16 protein-coding genes are annotated in these 14,759 nt (G+C 62.2%); 12 read left to right on the forward strand and 4 right to left on the reverse strand.

The annotated features are described in order from the left end of the window. Window positions 1-1,272, reverse strand: coding sequence for a transcription termination factor Rho (rho, locus tag J5474_RS12535; RefSeq protein WP_209361249.1), 1,272 nt, complete (start codon window positions 1,270-1,272; stop codon window positions 1-3). A gap of 541 nt (window positions 1,273-1,813) precedes the next feature. On the opposite strand from rho, the gene J5474_RS12540 reads away from it, so the two are divergent. Genes J5474_RS12540 through dnaQ form a run of 4 tightly spaced genes read left to right on the forward strand, consistent with a single transcriptional unit; the run spans window position 1,814 to window position 4,554 of the window. After that, window positions 1,814-2,413 carry a Maf family protein gene (locus J5474_RS12540; RefSeq protein WP_209361250.1) on the forward strand — a complete coding sequence of 200 codons (600 nt, stop codon included), beginning with the start codon at window positions 1,814-1,816 and terminating at the stop codon, window positions 2,411-2,413. Continuing rightward, window positions 2,410-3,240, forward strand: a complete 831-nt coding sequence (locus J5474_RS12545) for a shikimate dehydrogenase (RefSeq protein WP_209361251.1) — start codon at window positions 2,410-2,412, stop codon at window positions 3,238-3,240. Before J5474_RS12540 ends, J5474_RS12545 begins: the two co-directional genes overlap by 4 nt. Next, the gene (coaE, locus tag J5474_RS12550; RefSeq protein WP_209361252.1) at window positions 3,237-3,830 is read left to right on the forward strand and encodes a dephospho-CoA kinase; all 594 of its coding nucleotides are present in this window, start codon (window positions 3,237-3,239) and stop codon (window positions 3,828-3,830) included. The genes J5474_RS12545 and coaE overlap by 4 nt, the downstream gene beginning before the upstream one ends. After that, window positions 3,823-4,554, forward strand: a complete 732-nt coding sequence (gene dnaQ / locus J5474_RS12555; protein WP_209361253.1) for a DNA polymerase III subunit epsilon — start codon at window positions 3,823-3,825, stop codon at window positions 4,552-4,554. The genes coaE and dnaQ overlap by 8 nt, the downstream gene beginning before the upstream one ends. A 10-nt stretch (window positions 4,555-4,564) precedes the next feature. Here the strand turns inward: dnaQ and secB are convergent, their stop codons facing one another. Then, window positions 4,565-5,053 (reverse strand): protein-export chaperone SecB, encoded by a 489-nt coding sequence (gene secB / locus J5474_RS12560; protein WP_209361254.1) that lies wholly within the window; start codon window positions 5,051-5,053, stop codon window positions 4,565-4,567. A gap of 58 nt (window positions 5,054-5,111) precedes the next feature. After that, window positions 5,112-5,639, reverse strand: a complete 528-nt coding sequence (locus J5474_RS12565; protein WP_209361255.1) for an FxsA family protein — start codon at window positions 5,637-5,639, stop codon at window positions 5,112-5,114. A gap of 133 nt (window positions 5,640-5,772) precedes the next feature. Between J5474_RS12565 and J5474_RS12570 the strand changes: the two genes are divergently transcribed. From J5474_RS12570 to J5474_RS12580, 3 genes are read left to right on the forward strand one after another with little or no spacing between them, the layout of a single operon-like run. Further along, window positions 5,773-6,432, forward strand: coding sequence for a Tim44/TimA family putative adaptor protein (locus J5474_RS12570; RefSeq protein ID WP_209361256.1), 660 nt, complete (start codon window positions 5,773-5,775; stop codon window positions 6,430-6,432). Further along, a complete protein-coding gene (mltA, locus tag J5474_RS12575; RefSeq protein ID WP_209361257.1) occupies window positions 6,429-7,472 on the forward strand; it encodes a murein transglycosylase A in 1,044 nt (347 codons plus the stop codon). Before J5474_RS12570 ends, mltA begins: the two co-directional genes overlap by 4 nt. Next, window positions 7,469-8,062, forward strand: a complete 594-nt coding sequence (locus tag J5474_RS12580) for a Smr/MutS family protein (RefSeq protein ID WP_209361258.1) — start codon at window positions 7,469-7,471, stop codon at window positions 8,060-8,062. Before mltA ends, J5474_RS12580 begins: the two co-directional genes overlap by 4 nt. Here the strand turns inward: J5474_RS12580 and J5474_RS12585 are convergent. Next, a complete protein-coding gene (locus J5474_RS12585) occupies window positions 8,059-9,270 on the reverse strand; it encodes an MFS transporter (RefSeq protein ID WP_209361259.1) in 1,212 nt (403 codons plus the stop codon). The two genes, J5474_RS12580 and J5474_RS12585, sit on opposite strands and share 4 nt — an antisense overlap. Window positions 9,271-9,560: 290 nt before the next feature. Between J5474_RS12585 and J5474_RS12590 the strand changes: the two genes are divergently transcribed. From J5474_RS12590 to flgK, 5 genes are all read left to right on the forward strand, one after another. Then, entirely contained in the window at window positions 9,561-10,262 is a 702-nt protein-coding gene (locus tag J5474_RS12590) for an NAD-dependent epimerase/dehydratase family protein (RefSeq protein ID WP_209361260.1), read from the forward strand. Continuing rightward, window positions 10,259-10,894 carry a sugar transferase gene (locus J5474_RS12595; RefSeq protein ID WP_209361261.1) on the forward strand — a complete coding sequence of 212 codons (636 nt, stop codon included), beginning with the start codon at window positions 10,259-10,261 and terminating at the stop codon, window positions 10,892-10,894. Before J5474_RS12590 ends, J5474_RS12595 begins: the two co-directional genes overlap by 4 nt. A 110-nt stretch (window positions 10,895-11,004) precedes the next feature. Further along, a complete protein-coding gene (locus J5474_RS12600; RefSeq protein ID WP_209361262.1) occupies window positions 11,005-11,844 on the forward strand; it encodes a flagellar motor protein MotB in 840 nt (279 codons plus the stop codon). Window positions 11,845-11,958: 114 nt separating this feature from the next. Beyond that, window positions 11,959-13,266 (forward strand): flagellar hook protein FlgE, encoded by a 1,308-nt coding sequence (locus J5474_RS12605; protein WP_209361263.1) that lies wholly within the window; start codon window positions 11,959-11,961, stop codon window positions 13,264-13,266. Between the two features lie 34 nt (window positions 13,267-13,300). Beyond that, on the forward strand, window positions 13,301-14,752 hold the full coding sequence (gene flgK, locus J5474_RS12610; protein WP_209361264.1) for a flagellar hook-associated protein FlgK: 1,452 nt from the start codon (window positions 13,301-13,303) through the stop codon (window positions 14,750-14,752). Window positions 14,753-14,759 lie beyond the last annotated feature (7 nt).

The raw sequence follows: 14,759 nt of genomic DNA on the forward strand, positions 1-14,759 counted from the left end.
TCAGCTGTTCATAGAATCGAAGAATTCGGCGTTCGTCTTCGTCTGCTTCAATTTCGAAATCAGGAATTCCACCGCATCCGTGGTTCCCATCGGGTTCAGGATTCGGCGCAGAACAAAGGTCTTCTGGAGGTCGATCTTGTCGACAAGCAAGTCTTCTTTTCGGGTGCCGGACTTCAGAATATCCAGCGCCGGGAAGACGCGCTTATCCGCGACTTTTCGGTCAAGAACGATTTCGGAGTTACCCGTACCCTTGAATTCCTCAAAGATAACCTCGTCCATCCGCGATCCGGTATCGATCAGAGCCGTGGCAATGATCGTCAGGGACCCACCTTCTTCGATGTTCCGTGCCGCACCGAAGAAACGCTTCGGCCTCTGAAGTGCGTTTGCGTCAACACCACCCGTAAGTACCTTGCCTGACGATGGTACCACAGTATTGAAAGCCCGTCCAAGTCTTGTGATAGAATCAAGCAGGATAACAACATCTCGCTTGTGTTCGACAAGTCGCTTCGCCTTCTCGATGACCATCTCGGAAACGGCAACGTGACGTGCCGCAGGCTCGTCGAATGTCGAGGACACGACCTCACCCTTCACGGAACGCTGCATGTCGGTGACTTCCTCGGGGCGTTCATCGATCAGGAGGACGATCAGGTAGCACTCCGGGTGGTTCTGTTCAATCGAATGCGCGATGTTCTGCAGCAGAACCGTCTTACCCGTACGCGGCGGGGCGACGATCAGTGACCGCTGGCCTTTACCGATGGGCGCGACGAGATCGATGATGCGCGCCGAGCGATCCCTGATCGTTGGATCCTCGATTTCCATTTTGAGCCGCTCGTCGGGATATAGCGGCGTCAGGTTGTCGAAGGCAATCTTGTGGCGGGCCTTCTCAGGCTCTTCGAAGTTAATGAGCGAGACGGACACAAGGGCGAAGTATCGCTCTTCTCCGTCCGGCGCCCGGATTTCGCCGTCGATGGAGTCACCCGTCCGCAGAGAATATTTTCGGATCATCTCCGGAGATACGTAGATATCATCGGGGCCGGGGAGGTAGTTGGCCTCAGGCGAGCGCAGGAAACCGAAGCCATCCTGGAGCACCTCCAGCACACCATCACCATAGATGAGCCAGCCGTCATCCGCGCGTTCGCGCAGGATCTGGAACATCATCTCGCCCTTGCGCATGGTCGTGGCGTTCTCGATCTCCAGTTCCTCGGCCATCGCCAGGAGATCTTTGGGGCTTTTCGCTTTGAGATCCGCGAGATTGAGTTTTTCTTCGCTCATACGCCATATCATGCCCGACCTGGTCGGCCATGCTTTCTTCTTTAGGTGGGAGAGTGTGCTCCAGAACAGGAACGAGGGAGTGTTAGTCCGACTGACCGTCGCAAGTCAATGGGCCTTCCGAGGAGGAGATCCTGGTCGAGACAATCCTTAGAAAATTAAAATTTAGAAAGGTTTTTGATGATTTAAGGGCACGTCCCGCTTGGGGATTATGCACTGGCTCACAAGGCTTTCCACATGGGACCCCCCTGAGGATAAAGTCGTGGACGGGTCTGAAAACTGAGCAGAGGTCACATTACTTTATAATGTCAAAACAGTAACTTGGATGGTATTCGATTGCCGCGGGGTTCGCGGGACAACCATATGGGTAACGCTGCAGTGCGGCATATTTTCCCGGGTGTCAAACTATCCAGATTCACAAGCGGGCGTTTCGTACCGACTCACCCGGAAACTGTCCAAATGGCCCCCAAGCTTGCATGTCGTGACAATTTTCCGCAGAAACATCACCAGACACGCCAACCGGGTTATGCAAGGATTTACCCACATGTCTGTAGACCTCATCCTTGCCTCGTCGTCGGAAATCCGCCTCCAACTGCTCCGATCCGCACAGGTTCAGGTTGAGTGCATCCCCGCCTCTGTCGATGAAAACGCGATTCGCGACTCACTTCTCATGGAAGAAGCCTCACCGAGAGACGTTGCGGATTCGTTAGCAGAGGCAAAAGCGCGCAAGATCTCGGCGCGGCGACCAGACCTGCCGGTTCTCGGCTGCGACCAGGTTCTCGAAGTCGAGCGCAAGATCCTGGCGAAGCCCGGCAGCGTGGAAGAAGCACGCGAACAGCTGCGAGAATTGCGGGGCCGTCCGCATCGGTTACTCTCTGCGGCCGTCATTTATGAAGCGGGAGAGCCCATCTGGCGTCATGTGGGGACCGCACGGTTGACCATGCGGGGCTTTTCCGACGCGTATCTCGAGGACTACCTCACGCGGAACTGGCCGGACATCGGCTCCTCCGTCGGCGGTTACAAGCTGGAGGCAGAGGGCGTGCGCCTTTTTTCCCGTATCGAAGGCGACCACTTCACCATCCTCGGCCTGCCGCTGCTCGAACTGTTGAACTACTTGTCCGTCAAGGGAACCATCCCCGCATGAGCCTCATTCGCATTCCCCTCGCTGCGGTCATTGGATCGCCGGTCGCGCATTCCCGTTCGCCGCGCCTGTTCAGCCACTGGCTCAGGAAATATGGCATTCCGGGCCATTACGTTCCGCTCGACGTGCCAGAAGATAAGCTTGAAGAGACGATCCGGCTCTTGCCCCAGCTGGGATTTGTCGGCTTGAATGTCACCATTCCCTACAAGGAACGGATGATCGAGCTTGCCGACAAGGTGTCCGACCGGGCGCAGATGATCGGGGCCGCGAACACGCTGGTTTTCAAGGACGGCGCAATCCACGCGGACAACACCGATGGCTACGGGTTCATCGAGAACCTGCACCAGGGCGCGCCGAACTGGCAGCCAGAGGCGGGTCCGGCGGTTGTTTTCGGGGCAGGGGGTGCAGCGCGCGCGGTTCTGGCCGCATTGATCGACGTCGGCGTGCCGGAGATCCGGCTGACCAACCGTTCCCGCGATCGGGCAGAGCAGTTGCAAGCCGAATTCGGCGACGTGGTGCAGGTGCACGACTGGCTGCAGGCCGGCAATATCATCGAGGGCAGCGCGACGGTGGTGAATACGACCTCGCTCGGCATGACCGGAAAGCCCGAATTTCGCGTTCCGCTCGATGCACTGGAGCCGCGTATGGTGGTTACCGATATCGTTTACACGCCCCTGCAGACCCGGCTGCTGTTGGAGGCGGAAGCCGTTGGCTGCACTGTGGTCGACGGCCTGGGCATGCTGCTGCATCAGGCTGTGCCGGGGTTCGAGCGTTGGTTCGGCACCCGGCCGGAGGTAGACGAGGCGACGCGGGCGGCCGTTCTCAGATGAGGTTCCGCCTCGGGCTTACCGGTTCTATCGGCATGGGGAAATCCACCACGGCCAGCCTCTTTGCGGCGGAGGGGTGTCTTGTCTGGGATGCGGATGCTGCAGTGCATCGGCTTTATGCCAAAGGCGGCGATGCGGTCGCAGTCATCCAGAAGCATCTGCCTGAAGCCATAACAGAAGGCACCGTTTGCCGGCCGGCACTGAAGCGCATGATCGCGGAGGACCCCGGCGTGCTCGCGACGCTGGAATCCCTCGTGCACCCACTGGTGCAAGCGGACCGCGAGCGGTTCATCGCCCAGAATCCTCTGGCCATCGGCGTTTTTGACATTCCGCTGCTGTTCGAAACCGGCGGTGACAGGGAAATGGACGGCACGGCTTGCGTTTACGTTTCACGTGAAACGCAACGAATCCGGGTACTTGAACGGGGAACGATGACCGAAGCCGACTTTGAGCGCATCCTTGCCCGGCAAATGCCCAGCGAAGAGAAATGCGCCCGTGCCACTTGGGTGATCGAAACCGATACGATAGATCATACCCGCGCACAGGTGCAGGCCATCGTGCAGGAGATCAGAGAGAAGACGTCCCATGCGTGAGATTGTACTGGATACCGAGACCACCGGCTTCGAGCCGGAGCAGGGCGACCGCATCGTGGAAATCGGCGCGGTTGAGCTGTTCAACCATGTGCCCACGGGACGGACCTATCACCAGTACATCAACCCCGAGCGCGGCATGCCCGACGAGGCCTTCGGCGTGCACGGCATCGGGCCGGATCTGCTGTCCACCCCGCGCCCGGCACAAGCGGGCGAAGTGACGCTGAAGGACAAGCCGGTCTTCGCAAAGATCGCCGACGATTTTCTGGCCTTCGTGGGAACCGGGGCAAAGCTGGTGATCCACAACGCGGCCTTTGACATGAAATTCCTGAACGCTGAACTGCGTTGGCTGAACAAGCAGCAGCTGCCCAGGGATATAGCTATCGACACGCTGACCATGGCGCGGCGTCGCTTTCCCGGTTCGCCCGCCACGCTGGACGCGCTTTGCCGCCGCTTCGCCATCGACAACTCTTCGCGGACTCTGCACGGCGCGTTGCTCGATTCCGAGATTCTCGCCGAGGTCTATCTCGAGTTGATTGGGGGCAAGCAACCCGACTTCGGTCTGTCCGAAGTTCAGGAAGCCGTGACGCCGGGGGCGATCGATACCTCGTGGCGGCCAAGGCCCCGCCCGGTTATACTGCCGCCCCGCGTGACGGAAAAGGAAAAGGCGGCTCACGCCGCCTTTGTCGAGAAGCTCGGGGAAAACGCGCTCTGGTCCCGGACCTGAGCGCGTCGCTTCAGGCGGTGCCGGCTGTCTGCTGCTCGGCGGCGCGGCGCTGCAGTTCGGCGCGGTAAAGCGCGAGGAAGTCGATCGTTTCGAGGTTCAGCGGCGGGAAGCCACCGTCGCGTGTCACGTCCGACACGATGCGGCGTACGAACGGAAACAGCATCCGCGGGCATTCGATCAGAAGGAACGGATGCATCTGGTCTTCGGGCACGTGCTCCACGTGGAAGACGCCGACGTAGTCCAGCTCGAGTAAAAAGAGTACATCCTCGCCGCTTTTGGACTTCGACTCCACCTTCAGCTTCATCATCACTTCGTACTGATGATCAGGCGTGCGCTTCTTGGCGTCGAGGTTGACCTGAACCTGCACGTCGGGCTGGACTTCGCCGGCGACACCCTTCTGCGACAGGATGTTTTCGAACGACATGTCGCGGACGAATTGCGCAAGTACATTCATCTTGGGCGGTTGCGGTGCCTGGGCGCCGTCGTTGGTGTCTGCCATTGGTATTCACTCCCGTTGAAATCTTCGCGTCAGGGAATAGCAGGCCCTTAGCGGGCGCTCAATGCCTCGTCCAGCCGGAACCGGGGTGGGTGGGCGACTTGCCGGACGGCATCTCGGTGAATTCACCGTCGATCACGTCCTTGCTGGCGGGGTGCCGCGGTGGCTGGGCGCCTGGCTGCCCGCCCGGCCGTCCCTCGGAAAACTGGCCGCCCATCTGTCCACCCATCTGGAAGCGCGTCACCGTCACCCGCTTGCGCAGCCAACGGAAAACCGCCACGCGCACCGGCGGTGCCAGCAGGGCAAAGCCGACGGCATCCGTGAAGAACCCCGGCGTCAGCAGCAGCGCGCCGGAGACGAGGATCATCGCGCCATGGGCCAGCGGTTCGCTCGGATCTTCCAGTTGGGAAAAGCTCCGCCGCAGATCGTTCATCGCCCGCGCCCCCTGCGCCTTGACGAGGTATGTGCCCAGCACGGCGGTCAGCACGACGATCAGCAGCGTCGGCCAAAGGCCGATCAGACCGCCGACCTGGATGAACAGGCCGATTTCGATCAGCGGGACTAGCAGGAAGGCCATGAACAGCCACATGAGAATATCCTCCGTTAATTGCGTCGCTTTGACCGCACCGCCTCGGGGTCGCCTTTGGTGGACTTGTCGTGACGCAGCACCTACATAGGAACGCGAACCCGAAGTTTCCATTCGCACCGCGCATGAGGCATTGATGAACAGTCCGCTCCTCCAGCTTCTCGTCCTGGCCGGCATTGCCGTATTTCTCGTGCTGCGTCTGCGCAGCGTGCTGGGCTCTCGAGAAGGGTTCGAGCGACCCAGCTCGCAGGCGAAGGTCCCAGAAACCCGCGGGCGGAAGGAATTCGAGGTCATCGAAGGTGGCCCCGATCACGATATTCTGGATCATGTGCCTGAGGGCAGCGAAGCGGCCCTGGCCCTTGCCGAGATGAAGCGCATTGAGCCGAGTTTTTCGGTGACGGACTTCCTGTCCGGCGCTCGCGGCGCCTACGAAATGATCCTGATGGGCTTTGAACGCGGCAAGATGGAAGAGTTGCAGCCCTTCCTGGCCGACGATGTCTACGAAACCTTTTCCGAGGTTGTCGAACATCGCAAGGCGCAAGGTCTGCGCATCGACGCGGAGTTCGTCGGTGTTCGGGAACTGGGGCTGGCGGATGCGAGCTTCGACCCCGAAACCCGCCTGGCGGAAATCACCGTGCGCTACGTCGGTGAACTGACCTCCGTCGTGAAAAACGCCGAGGGCGAAGTGCTCGAAGGATCGCCCACCGCGGTGAAGCGCCAGAAGGACATCTGGACCTACGCCCGCACCATGGGTGCCTCCGATCCGAACTGGCAGCTGGTCGCCACGGACGAATGATCCGTCTTGCCCTCGCTCTCTGTCTGGCGGCGCTCCCGGTGACCGGCTCGGCGGAAGACGAGGCGGAGGTCACCTACACCGTGATGGATTTCGCGGATCTGGACGGCTGGGCGCAGGACGATCACGCCAGTGCGCTGGCGGCTTTTCGCAATACCTGCGGTGACATGGATGACCCGGATTGGCGCGCCCTGTGCGGTGTGGCTGCGGAGGCGGGCGATGCGCGGGCTTTCTTCGAATTGTTCTTTCGTCCGGTTCTGGTGACCGATGGCCAGGAAGACGCGCTTTTTACCGGCTATTTCGAGCCGGAACTGGACGGCGCACCCTATCGGACAGAACGATTTCGCTACCCGGTCTACGCCATGCCGCCGGAGGCGCGCCTCAGTCAACCATGGTTGACGCGCCGCGACATCCTGACGTCGGGCGTAATGAGGAACCGTGGGTTGGAGATCGCATGGGTCGACGACCCGGTTGAGCTTTTCTTTCTACAAATTCAGGGTTCGGGCCGCATCCGTTTCCCGGACGGACGCATGGCCCGCGTCGGATATGGCGGGTCGAACGGGCACAACTATCGTTCGATCGGGCGGGAAATGGTCCGGCGCGGTATCTATAATGCGCATCAGGTTTCAGCACAGGTCATCAAGGCTTGGGTCCGGCGCAACCCCGTCCCGGGCGAGGATCTTCTCCTGCATAACGATTCTTACGTATTCTTCCGCGAGGTCAGCGAGGTCCCGGCAGAGAAGGGACCGCTGGGCGCGATGAACCGCTCGATCACCGCGATGCGCACTGTTGCGGTCGATCCGCGATACGTGCCGCTGGGCGCACCGGTCTGGATCGAGAAAGGCGGCAAGGCTCCACTCCACCGGCTGATGATCGCGCAGGACACCGGTTCTGCGATCAAGGGTGCGCAGCGGGCCGATATTTTCATCGGAACGGGCGATGCCGCGGGGCGCAAGGCCGGGCGGCTGAAGGATCCGGGCCGGATGCTGGTGCTGATGCCGATTCAGCGCGCCTACGCGCTGCTGTCGGATTGGGTGCAATGACCCGGCGCCGCCGTCTGCGCCCCGAAGAGCTGGATCTCTGGAAACAGGTCGCGCGCAGCACCGAACCGCTCCCTGAGAAGCTGAAAGCGCATGCCGAACCGCCGGTCGAACCCGCCATGTCAACGCCCGGCAAGGATGCGCAGCCTGAAACGCTGACGCGCTTTCGACTGGGGGAAAAGACTGTGCAGACCGAAACGCATGTCTTTCCGCGCAGCACCGCCGACCGGTTGCACACTGCGGCTGTGCGGATGGATTCCAAGGCCTATCAAAGACTGAAACGCGGCAAGCTGAAGCCGGACGCTCGCATCGACCTGCACGGCATGACGCTCGATCAGGCGCACGGCGCGCTGAACCGGTTCATTTTGACCGCGCATGCCAAGCGCCACCGTCTGGTTCTGGTCATCACCGGCAAGGGTGCGCCGCATGATCCCTATACGCCGGCACCCCGTCCGCGAGGGGTTCTGAAACAGCAAGCCCCGCTCTGGATGGCTATGGCCCCGCTGAACGCGGTGATCCTGCAGGTGTCTGAGGCCCATATTCGCCACGGTGGGGCAGGGGCCTACTATGTCTACCTTCGCAGGCCCCGCTAAAGCCTCCGCGCCGCGCGACGCACACCCACCGCCATCATTGCCGTCGTGAACAGGAAGTAGCCTGCCACGCCGAGGTATTGCATCTGGATGCCAAGCCCCGCATCGATCAGTCCACCTGTTATGCCGGGTCCCAGCGCCGAACCCAGCACCATCACCGCCGCTGCCATTGCCTTGATCGCGCCAAGGCTGCGGGTGCCGTAGAACTCCGCCCAGAAGGCGTTGGGCAGGGTAGAATTCGCCCCGGAGGTCATCGCCATGCAGATCAGCCCCAAAAGCGCCGTTCCCAGGCTGTCGCCCAGCGCGAACAGCGTAAAGGCGGCTACCATCGGCACCTGGAACCAGGGGATCAGCCGCGCCGTGCCGACCCTGTCGAGCAGCGCGCCCGAGAGAACCATGGAGGTCACGCCTGCCACTGTGAAAAGCGGGAAGAGCGCCACGAGATGCAGATGTTCCCAGCCCTTCACCGTGGCGAAATGCACCTGATGAAAGAAAAAGGCGGTGTTGAAGGCCGCCGGGCCCAGCAACGCCGGAATCATGAACCAGAAAAGCCAGTGCCGCAGCATCTCCGGTCTGCGCCAGTGGCGACCCTCCATGCCGGTGGCATGGTCGGTTTCGGCGTGGCTTTGCGGGGTGCGTTCCTCGTGCAGCAGCGCCACCAGCGCGGGGATTGCCAGAAGCCCCGCACCAGCGGCCCCGATCCATAGCAGGCGCCAGTCCACCCAGGTCATCAGCGCCACGGCAGCGAGCGGCAGCAGCGCCTCGCCCAGCGCGACACCGAGGCTGGCAATCGACAGCGCCTTGCCCCGCGTGGCGACGAACCAGCGTGACATGGACACGACGGCGATATGCACCGTCATTCCCTGCCCGGTGAACCGCAGGGCAAAAATCACCAGTGGCAGCAGCGCGGACCATCTGTTGAATGCCATGAAAAGGCAGGCGCCTGCCAGCATGGCCAGAGCAAGCGCGCCAAGGCTTCGACTGCGGAAGATATCGGTCAGCCCCCCGGCCCAGATCATCACTGCGGCAGAGGCCCCGGTGCCCAGCGTGTAGGTCAGGCCCCATTCTCCGTGGCTCAGGTCAAAGTCCGCACGAATTTCGCCCGCGAAAACGGAGATAAAGAAGGTCTGCCCAAAGCTGGAAAGAAACGTCAGCAGGCCCCCGGCGGCCAGCCACCGGGCGTTCTGCCCAAGGAAAAGTGGAAGGGTCATGGCAAATAGATGCTGGAATCATGCAACGGCCGCAAGAGGTGATCGCATGGGACTACGCGAAGGGTGGGCTATATTGACGCTGTCTTTACCAGGATGAGTCCAGTCTGAGGTCGAGCTTCAGGAGGGAAATGGCTGTGTCGGAACGGAAGGGCGTCTTGCTCTTGGGAGCGAGCGGCAAGCTCGGCCGGATGATCCGCGCGCGCCCTTGGCCGGGCGCGCGCTTGGTGCCTGTGTTCCGAAGTTCTTCGCAGGACGGAATATCCCAAGGTGCCGTGGTCTGGCGTCCAGGCATGACCATACCGGAGATCGTGCCCGAAGCTGCCCGGATAGACCCGATACAAAGCGTCCTGGCGCTCTGGGGCGCGCCCGGGAGGCCCCAGGAGCATCCGGATCTGGCCATGGCCGCGATGGATCTGGCGCAAGCGGTTGGTGCAGGAAAGGTTGTGCATCTTTCCAGTGCGGCGGTCTACGGCCCGGTCGGTAAACCAGTGGGGGAGGGAGCACCGCTCCGTCCGTCCTCGGACTATGGGCGGGCGAAGGTCGAAATGGAGGAACGTGTCAGGGCCTGGACCAAAGCGCACCCGTCGGGGCCTAAACCCGTTATACTGAGGGTCGGGAACGTGGCAGGGGCGGACAGCCTGTTTACCAATCTCCGCACCGGTGGGCGGATCACGCTGGACCGTTTCGCCGACGGCCAGGGTCCCCGTCGGAGCTACATTGGCCCAGACGACCTGTCGCGGGCACTGGCTGGGATCGTATCCAACCCCGACCTCCACGGCGTCTTCAACCTGGCCGCACCGCGTGCGACCTCCATGGTGGAGATCGCGCTGGCCACGGGGGCAGAGGTCCTCTGGCGGCCTGCCCCGCCCGAGGCGCAGCAGGACGTTGTGCTGGACGTCACCCGTTTGACCGAAGAGTTGCCAGGATTCCACCCGGAGAGCTGCGCGCAGCACCTCGTCGATAGCGCGCGCAGGTCAGGCGTCTGGCCATGAAAGCCGTTATCCGTCTTCTCGATGTGGTTTATGCGCTTGGACTGGGCATCCTCCTGGCGCCGCTGATCCTCTGGGTTGCCTGCCTCGTGCGTCTGCGCGACGGGGCACCGGTGTTCTATCGGTCCGAAAGAATGCGGACCCAAGACCGGCCCTTCACCCTTTTGAAGTTCCGCACGATGTCCGCTGCGGCGCGGGATTACGGCGTTTCGGGCGGGGACAAGGCGGCGCGTGTGACGCCCACAGGGGCCTGGCTGCGCCGGAAGCGACTGGACGAGCTGCCGCAGCTGTGGAACATCCTGCGCGGCGATATTTCCTTTGTCGGCCCGCGCCCGCCGCTCCGGCGCTATGTGGAGATGTACCCCGACCTCTACCGTGCGGTGCTGCGCGACAAGCCCGGGGTGACCGGCCTCGCGAGCCTCGCCTTTCACCGGCATGAGGAGGCGCTGCTTTCGTGCACGCGGACGGCCGAAGAAACCGAGGCGGTCTATTGCCGACGCTGTATCCCGCGCAAGGCGCGGCTCGATCTCGTTTACGCCAGACGGCGCACGCCCTGCGCCGATTTTCGCCTGATGGTGGCGACGGTTTTTCGTTCTGTCACAATGCACAGGCGGGGACGGAGCACCGAGGGATGAACGCCACGCAAGCGCCTGCCCGGCTTTAACGGCACAGTTTTAATTGTTAAGCCGACGGTAAGCCGCCACCTGATAAACCGACCCCCGGTGGGAGAAAAGGTGGGTAAGGGATGGCTGGCGAGGGTGAACTTGCGCCTATCATCATCAAGCGCAAGAAGGTGTCCGGTGGTGAGGGACACCATGGCGGCGCGTGGAAGGTGGCCTATGCGGACTTCGTGACCGCGATGATGGCGTTTTTCCTGCTGATGTGGCTTCTGAACGCGACCACGGAAAAGCAGCGCAAGGGGATCGCGGATTACTTCACGCCGACGATCGCGATCGCGAAGGTGTCCGGCGGCGGCAACGGGGCGCTTGGCGGCAGTTCCGTCTTTGCAGAGAACACGCTGCCCCGGATGGGCTCGGGATCCACGAGCCTGAACCCTGCGAAGGCCAACGGCGAGACCGGCACCTATAGCCAGGGCGACAGCGGCGAGGATTCCGCCTCCGCCGAGGAAGAGTTCAGGGAAGTCGAGGACATGCTCATGGGCCGCGGCGGCGAGAGCATGGTTGCCGACGAGCTTTTGGACCACATCGTCACACGTGTCACTGACGAGGGGTTGGTGATCGAAATCTTCGAGACGCCGAACGCTCCCCTGTTCACTGGCAACGCGATCCCGACCGCCCTTCTGGAAGATCTGGCCCTGGTGCTTGCCCGCGCGTCGGAGGTGGTCTCGAATCCCATGGCGATCGAGGGACACACGGCGGCATTTCCCCGGGTTCTCGCGCGGGATCCCGCATGGGACGTCTCGGGGATGCGCGCCTCTGCCTTTCGGGAACTGCTGACCGCAGACGGTGTGCCGGGCCGTAGGATTGAACGGATCACGGCCCATGCTGACCGGGAGCCGGCCCATGCCAACCCGATGAACGTGCGCAACAACAGGATCGAGGTGATTTTTCTGAGGAACCTCTGACGCGTTCATAGCAATGCCGCGTCTTTGGATCGTATTTTAGCTGTTAGGGGGGCGGTAACCGTAAGGCCTTATCAGTTGTCTCGAAATTTGAGCGAGACAGCAGAAAGGCGTGTCATGACGATCTCATCTTCTCTAAACGCAGGTGTGGCGGGTCTCTCGTCCAACGCCACGCGCCTGGCGACAATTTCCGACAACATCGCGAATTCATCCACACGGGGCTACAAGCGTGTGGAGGCAGAATTTTCAGCGATGGTGACCTCCGGCAGCACAGGGACCTACACGGCGGGCGGCGTGAGAACCACGACGAACCGGCTGATATCCGAACACGGCGCACTGGTCACGACAAACAATGCGACGGATCTTGCCGTACGGGGTACGGGCTTCCTGCCAGTCGCGCAAGCGACCGAAGTGCTGGCGGGGAACGGCAATCCTCAAATGTACATGACCACGACCGCATCTTTCCGGCTTGATGCCGAAGGATACCTCCGGACGGACTCGGGGCTGATGTTGCTCGGCTGGCCCGCGAATGCGGACAGTTCCATCCCGACCTTCGCCCGCGATACCTCTGCCAGCCTCCAGCCGATCCAGATCGCCCTGAACCAGTACCTGAGCGAACCGACCACGGCGATCACGCTGGGTGTAAACCTCCCCGCGACGGAGACGACTGCCGGCGCTTCCGGAGCGGCGCTGGATCTGCCTGTCGAATACTTCGACAACCTCGGTCGGTCCGAGGCGCTAAACGTCTCGTTCACGCCGACTGTTCCCGGCTCCGGGTCCTCCAACGAGTGGACCGTCGAGATCACGGATTCGGCGAGTGGCGGGGCGGTCATTGGCGATTACACGATCATCTTCGACAATACGCCCGGTGCCGGGGGTACCCTGGCCTCTGTCAGTGCACCGATTTCCTCAGGCGGTACCTACGATCCCGTCGCGGGCTCCATCATCGTTACTGCAGCGGGCGGACCGATCGAACTGACGATCGGCCAGTTATTCACGAACGGGGGCCTCACGCAGCGTTCCGACAGCTTTGCGCCGCTCAACATCGCAAAGAACGGCTCGCCGGCGGGCAACATGACGTCGGTAGAGGTGGACGAAAGCGGGCTGGTTTATGCGTTCTTCGACACCGGCATCACCTCCGTGATTTTCCAGATCCCGCTGGTCGACGTCCCGAACCCGAATGGCATGATCGCGCTGAACAACCAGGTGTTCCAGCCCTCGGCCGAAAGCGGCAGCTTCTTCCTGTGGGACGCAGGTGACGGCCCAACGGGAGAAATCGTTCCCTATGCGCGCGAGGAATCGACCACCGACGTGGCGGCGGAACTGACCGACATGATCCAGACTCAGCGCGCCTACTCGTCGAACGCGAAGGTCATCCAGACCGTCGACGAGATGTTGCAGGAAACCACCAACATCAAGCGCTGACGCCTCCGCGTCGGTAAAGCAAGGAGGGTACTGAATGTCCCTGTCAGGTGCTTTGAATACAGCCTTCGGCGGGCTGAAGGTAAACTCACGCGCGGCGAACGTCGTGTCGACGAACATTTCGAACGCCACGAACGAGGCCTATGGCCGCCGGGAGCTGGGGGTCAGTGCCCTGGGCGACAACGGCACCCGTGGCGGGGTGCTCGCGACCGGCGTGATCCGGCACACGGACCCCGTCCTGCTGGCGGACCGCATGGTGTCGGACGCGAGGATGGCGAACAGCAACGACATGCACGCCTTCGCCAAGCGCATCGAAGATCTCGTTGGGGAGTCCGGTACCTCGGGCTCCCTCACGGACCGGGTCACGGCCTTCGAGAACGCGCTGCTTTCGGCCGCGTCCAACCCGGCGGCGACCCAGCGGTTGGAACTGGTCGCCACCACGGCGCAGGATCTGACCACCGCGATAAATAACCTGTCTTCCGAAGTGCAGGAAGCGCGGCAGATCGCGGACGATTCAATCGCCACCCAGGTCGAGCGTCTGAATGCGGGCATCGACCGTCTGCACAGCATCAATGACGTCATGATCAAGGCGGGCGTGTCGGGCGTCGAGACCGCGAGCATTCTGGACGAGCGGCAGGCCATCCTGAACGAGATTTCTTCGATCGTACCCCTCCGCGTGGTCGAACGCGCGCGGGGCGATATCGCGTTGTTTACCCGCGGTGGTGGGGTGCTTCTGGACGGCCCCGGTTTCGAGGTCGGCTTCACCCCGACCGGTTCGATCGACGCCAGTACCACGCTTTCGGGTGGGCAGCTCTCCGGGCTGACTTTGAATGGCAAACCAGTGTCGAGCGGGTCGGGTGGCCTGTTTGCCGGGGGTAGCCTCGCGGCGCAGTTCCAGATCCGCGATACGGAGGCCGTGGCGCGGCAGGCGGAACTGGACGGCATCGCACGGGATCTGATCGAGCGGCTTGGCCCCGGCGGGCCGGACTCGACCCTGGGTCCGACCGACGCGGGGCTTTTCACCGATAATGGCGTCGCTTTCGTTGCCACCAATGAAACCGGGTTGGCCGTGCGTATCGCCATCAATCCGCTCGTCGCACCCGCATCGGGGGGGAGCTGGAGGCTGCGCGACGGCCTCGGTGCCGCGACGCCCGGCGAGGTCGGCGACTCGGCTCTGATCCAGGGCATCGCGGATGCTCTCGGCACTGCGGCCTTGCCCAGCTCAGGCGCCCTGCCAGGCATCGCGCGCAGTTTCGTCCATCATGCTTCGCAGTTCGCTTCGGCGGCGGTTGGAGAAAGGGTGCGAACGGAGAACGCGCTGTCGTTCCAGACGGCACAGAACACGACCCTGAAGGAGCTGGAGCTCTCGAAGGGTGTCGATACCGATCATGAACTGCAGCAGCTGATGCTGGTCGAACAGCACTACACGGCCAACGCCAAGGTCATCTCGACCGTGGACGGTCTGTTTGAACGGCTGCTGTCAATCTAAGGAGGCA

This window comes from Sagittula salina, assembly GCF_017813235.1.
In the GTDB taxonomy this organism is placed as follows: domain Bacteria; phylum Pseudomonadota; class Alphaproteobacteria; order Rhodobacterales; family Rhodobacteraceae; genus Sagittula; species Sagittula salina.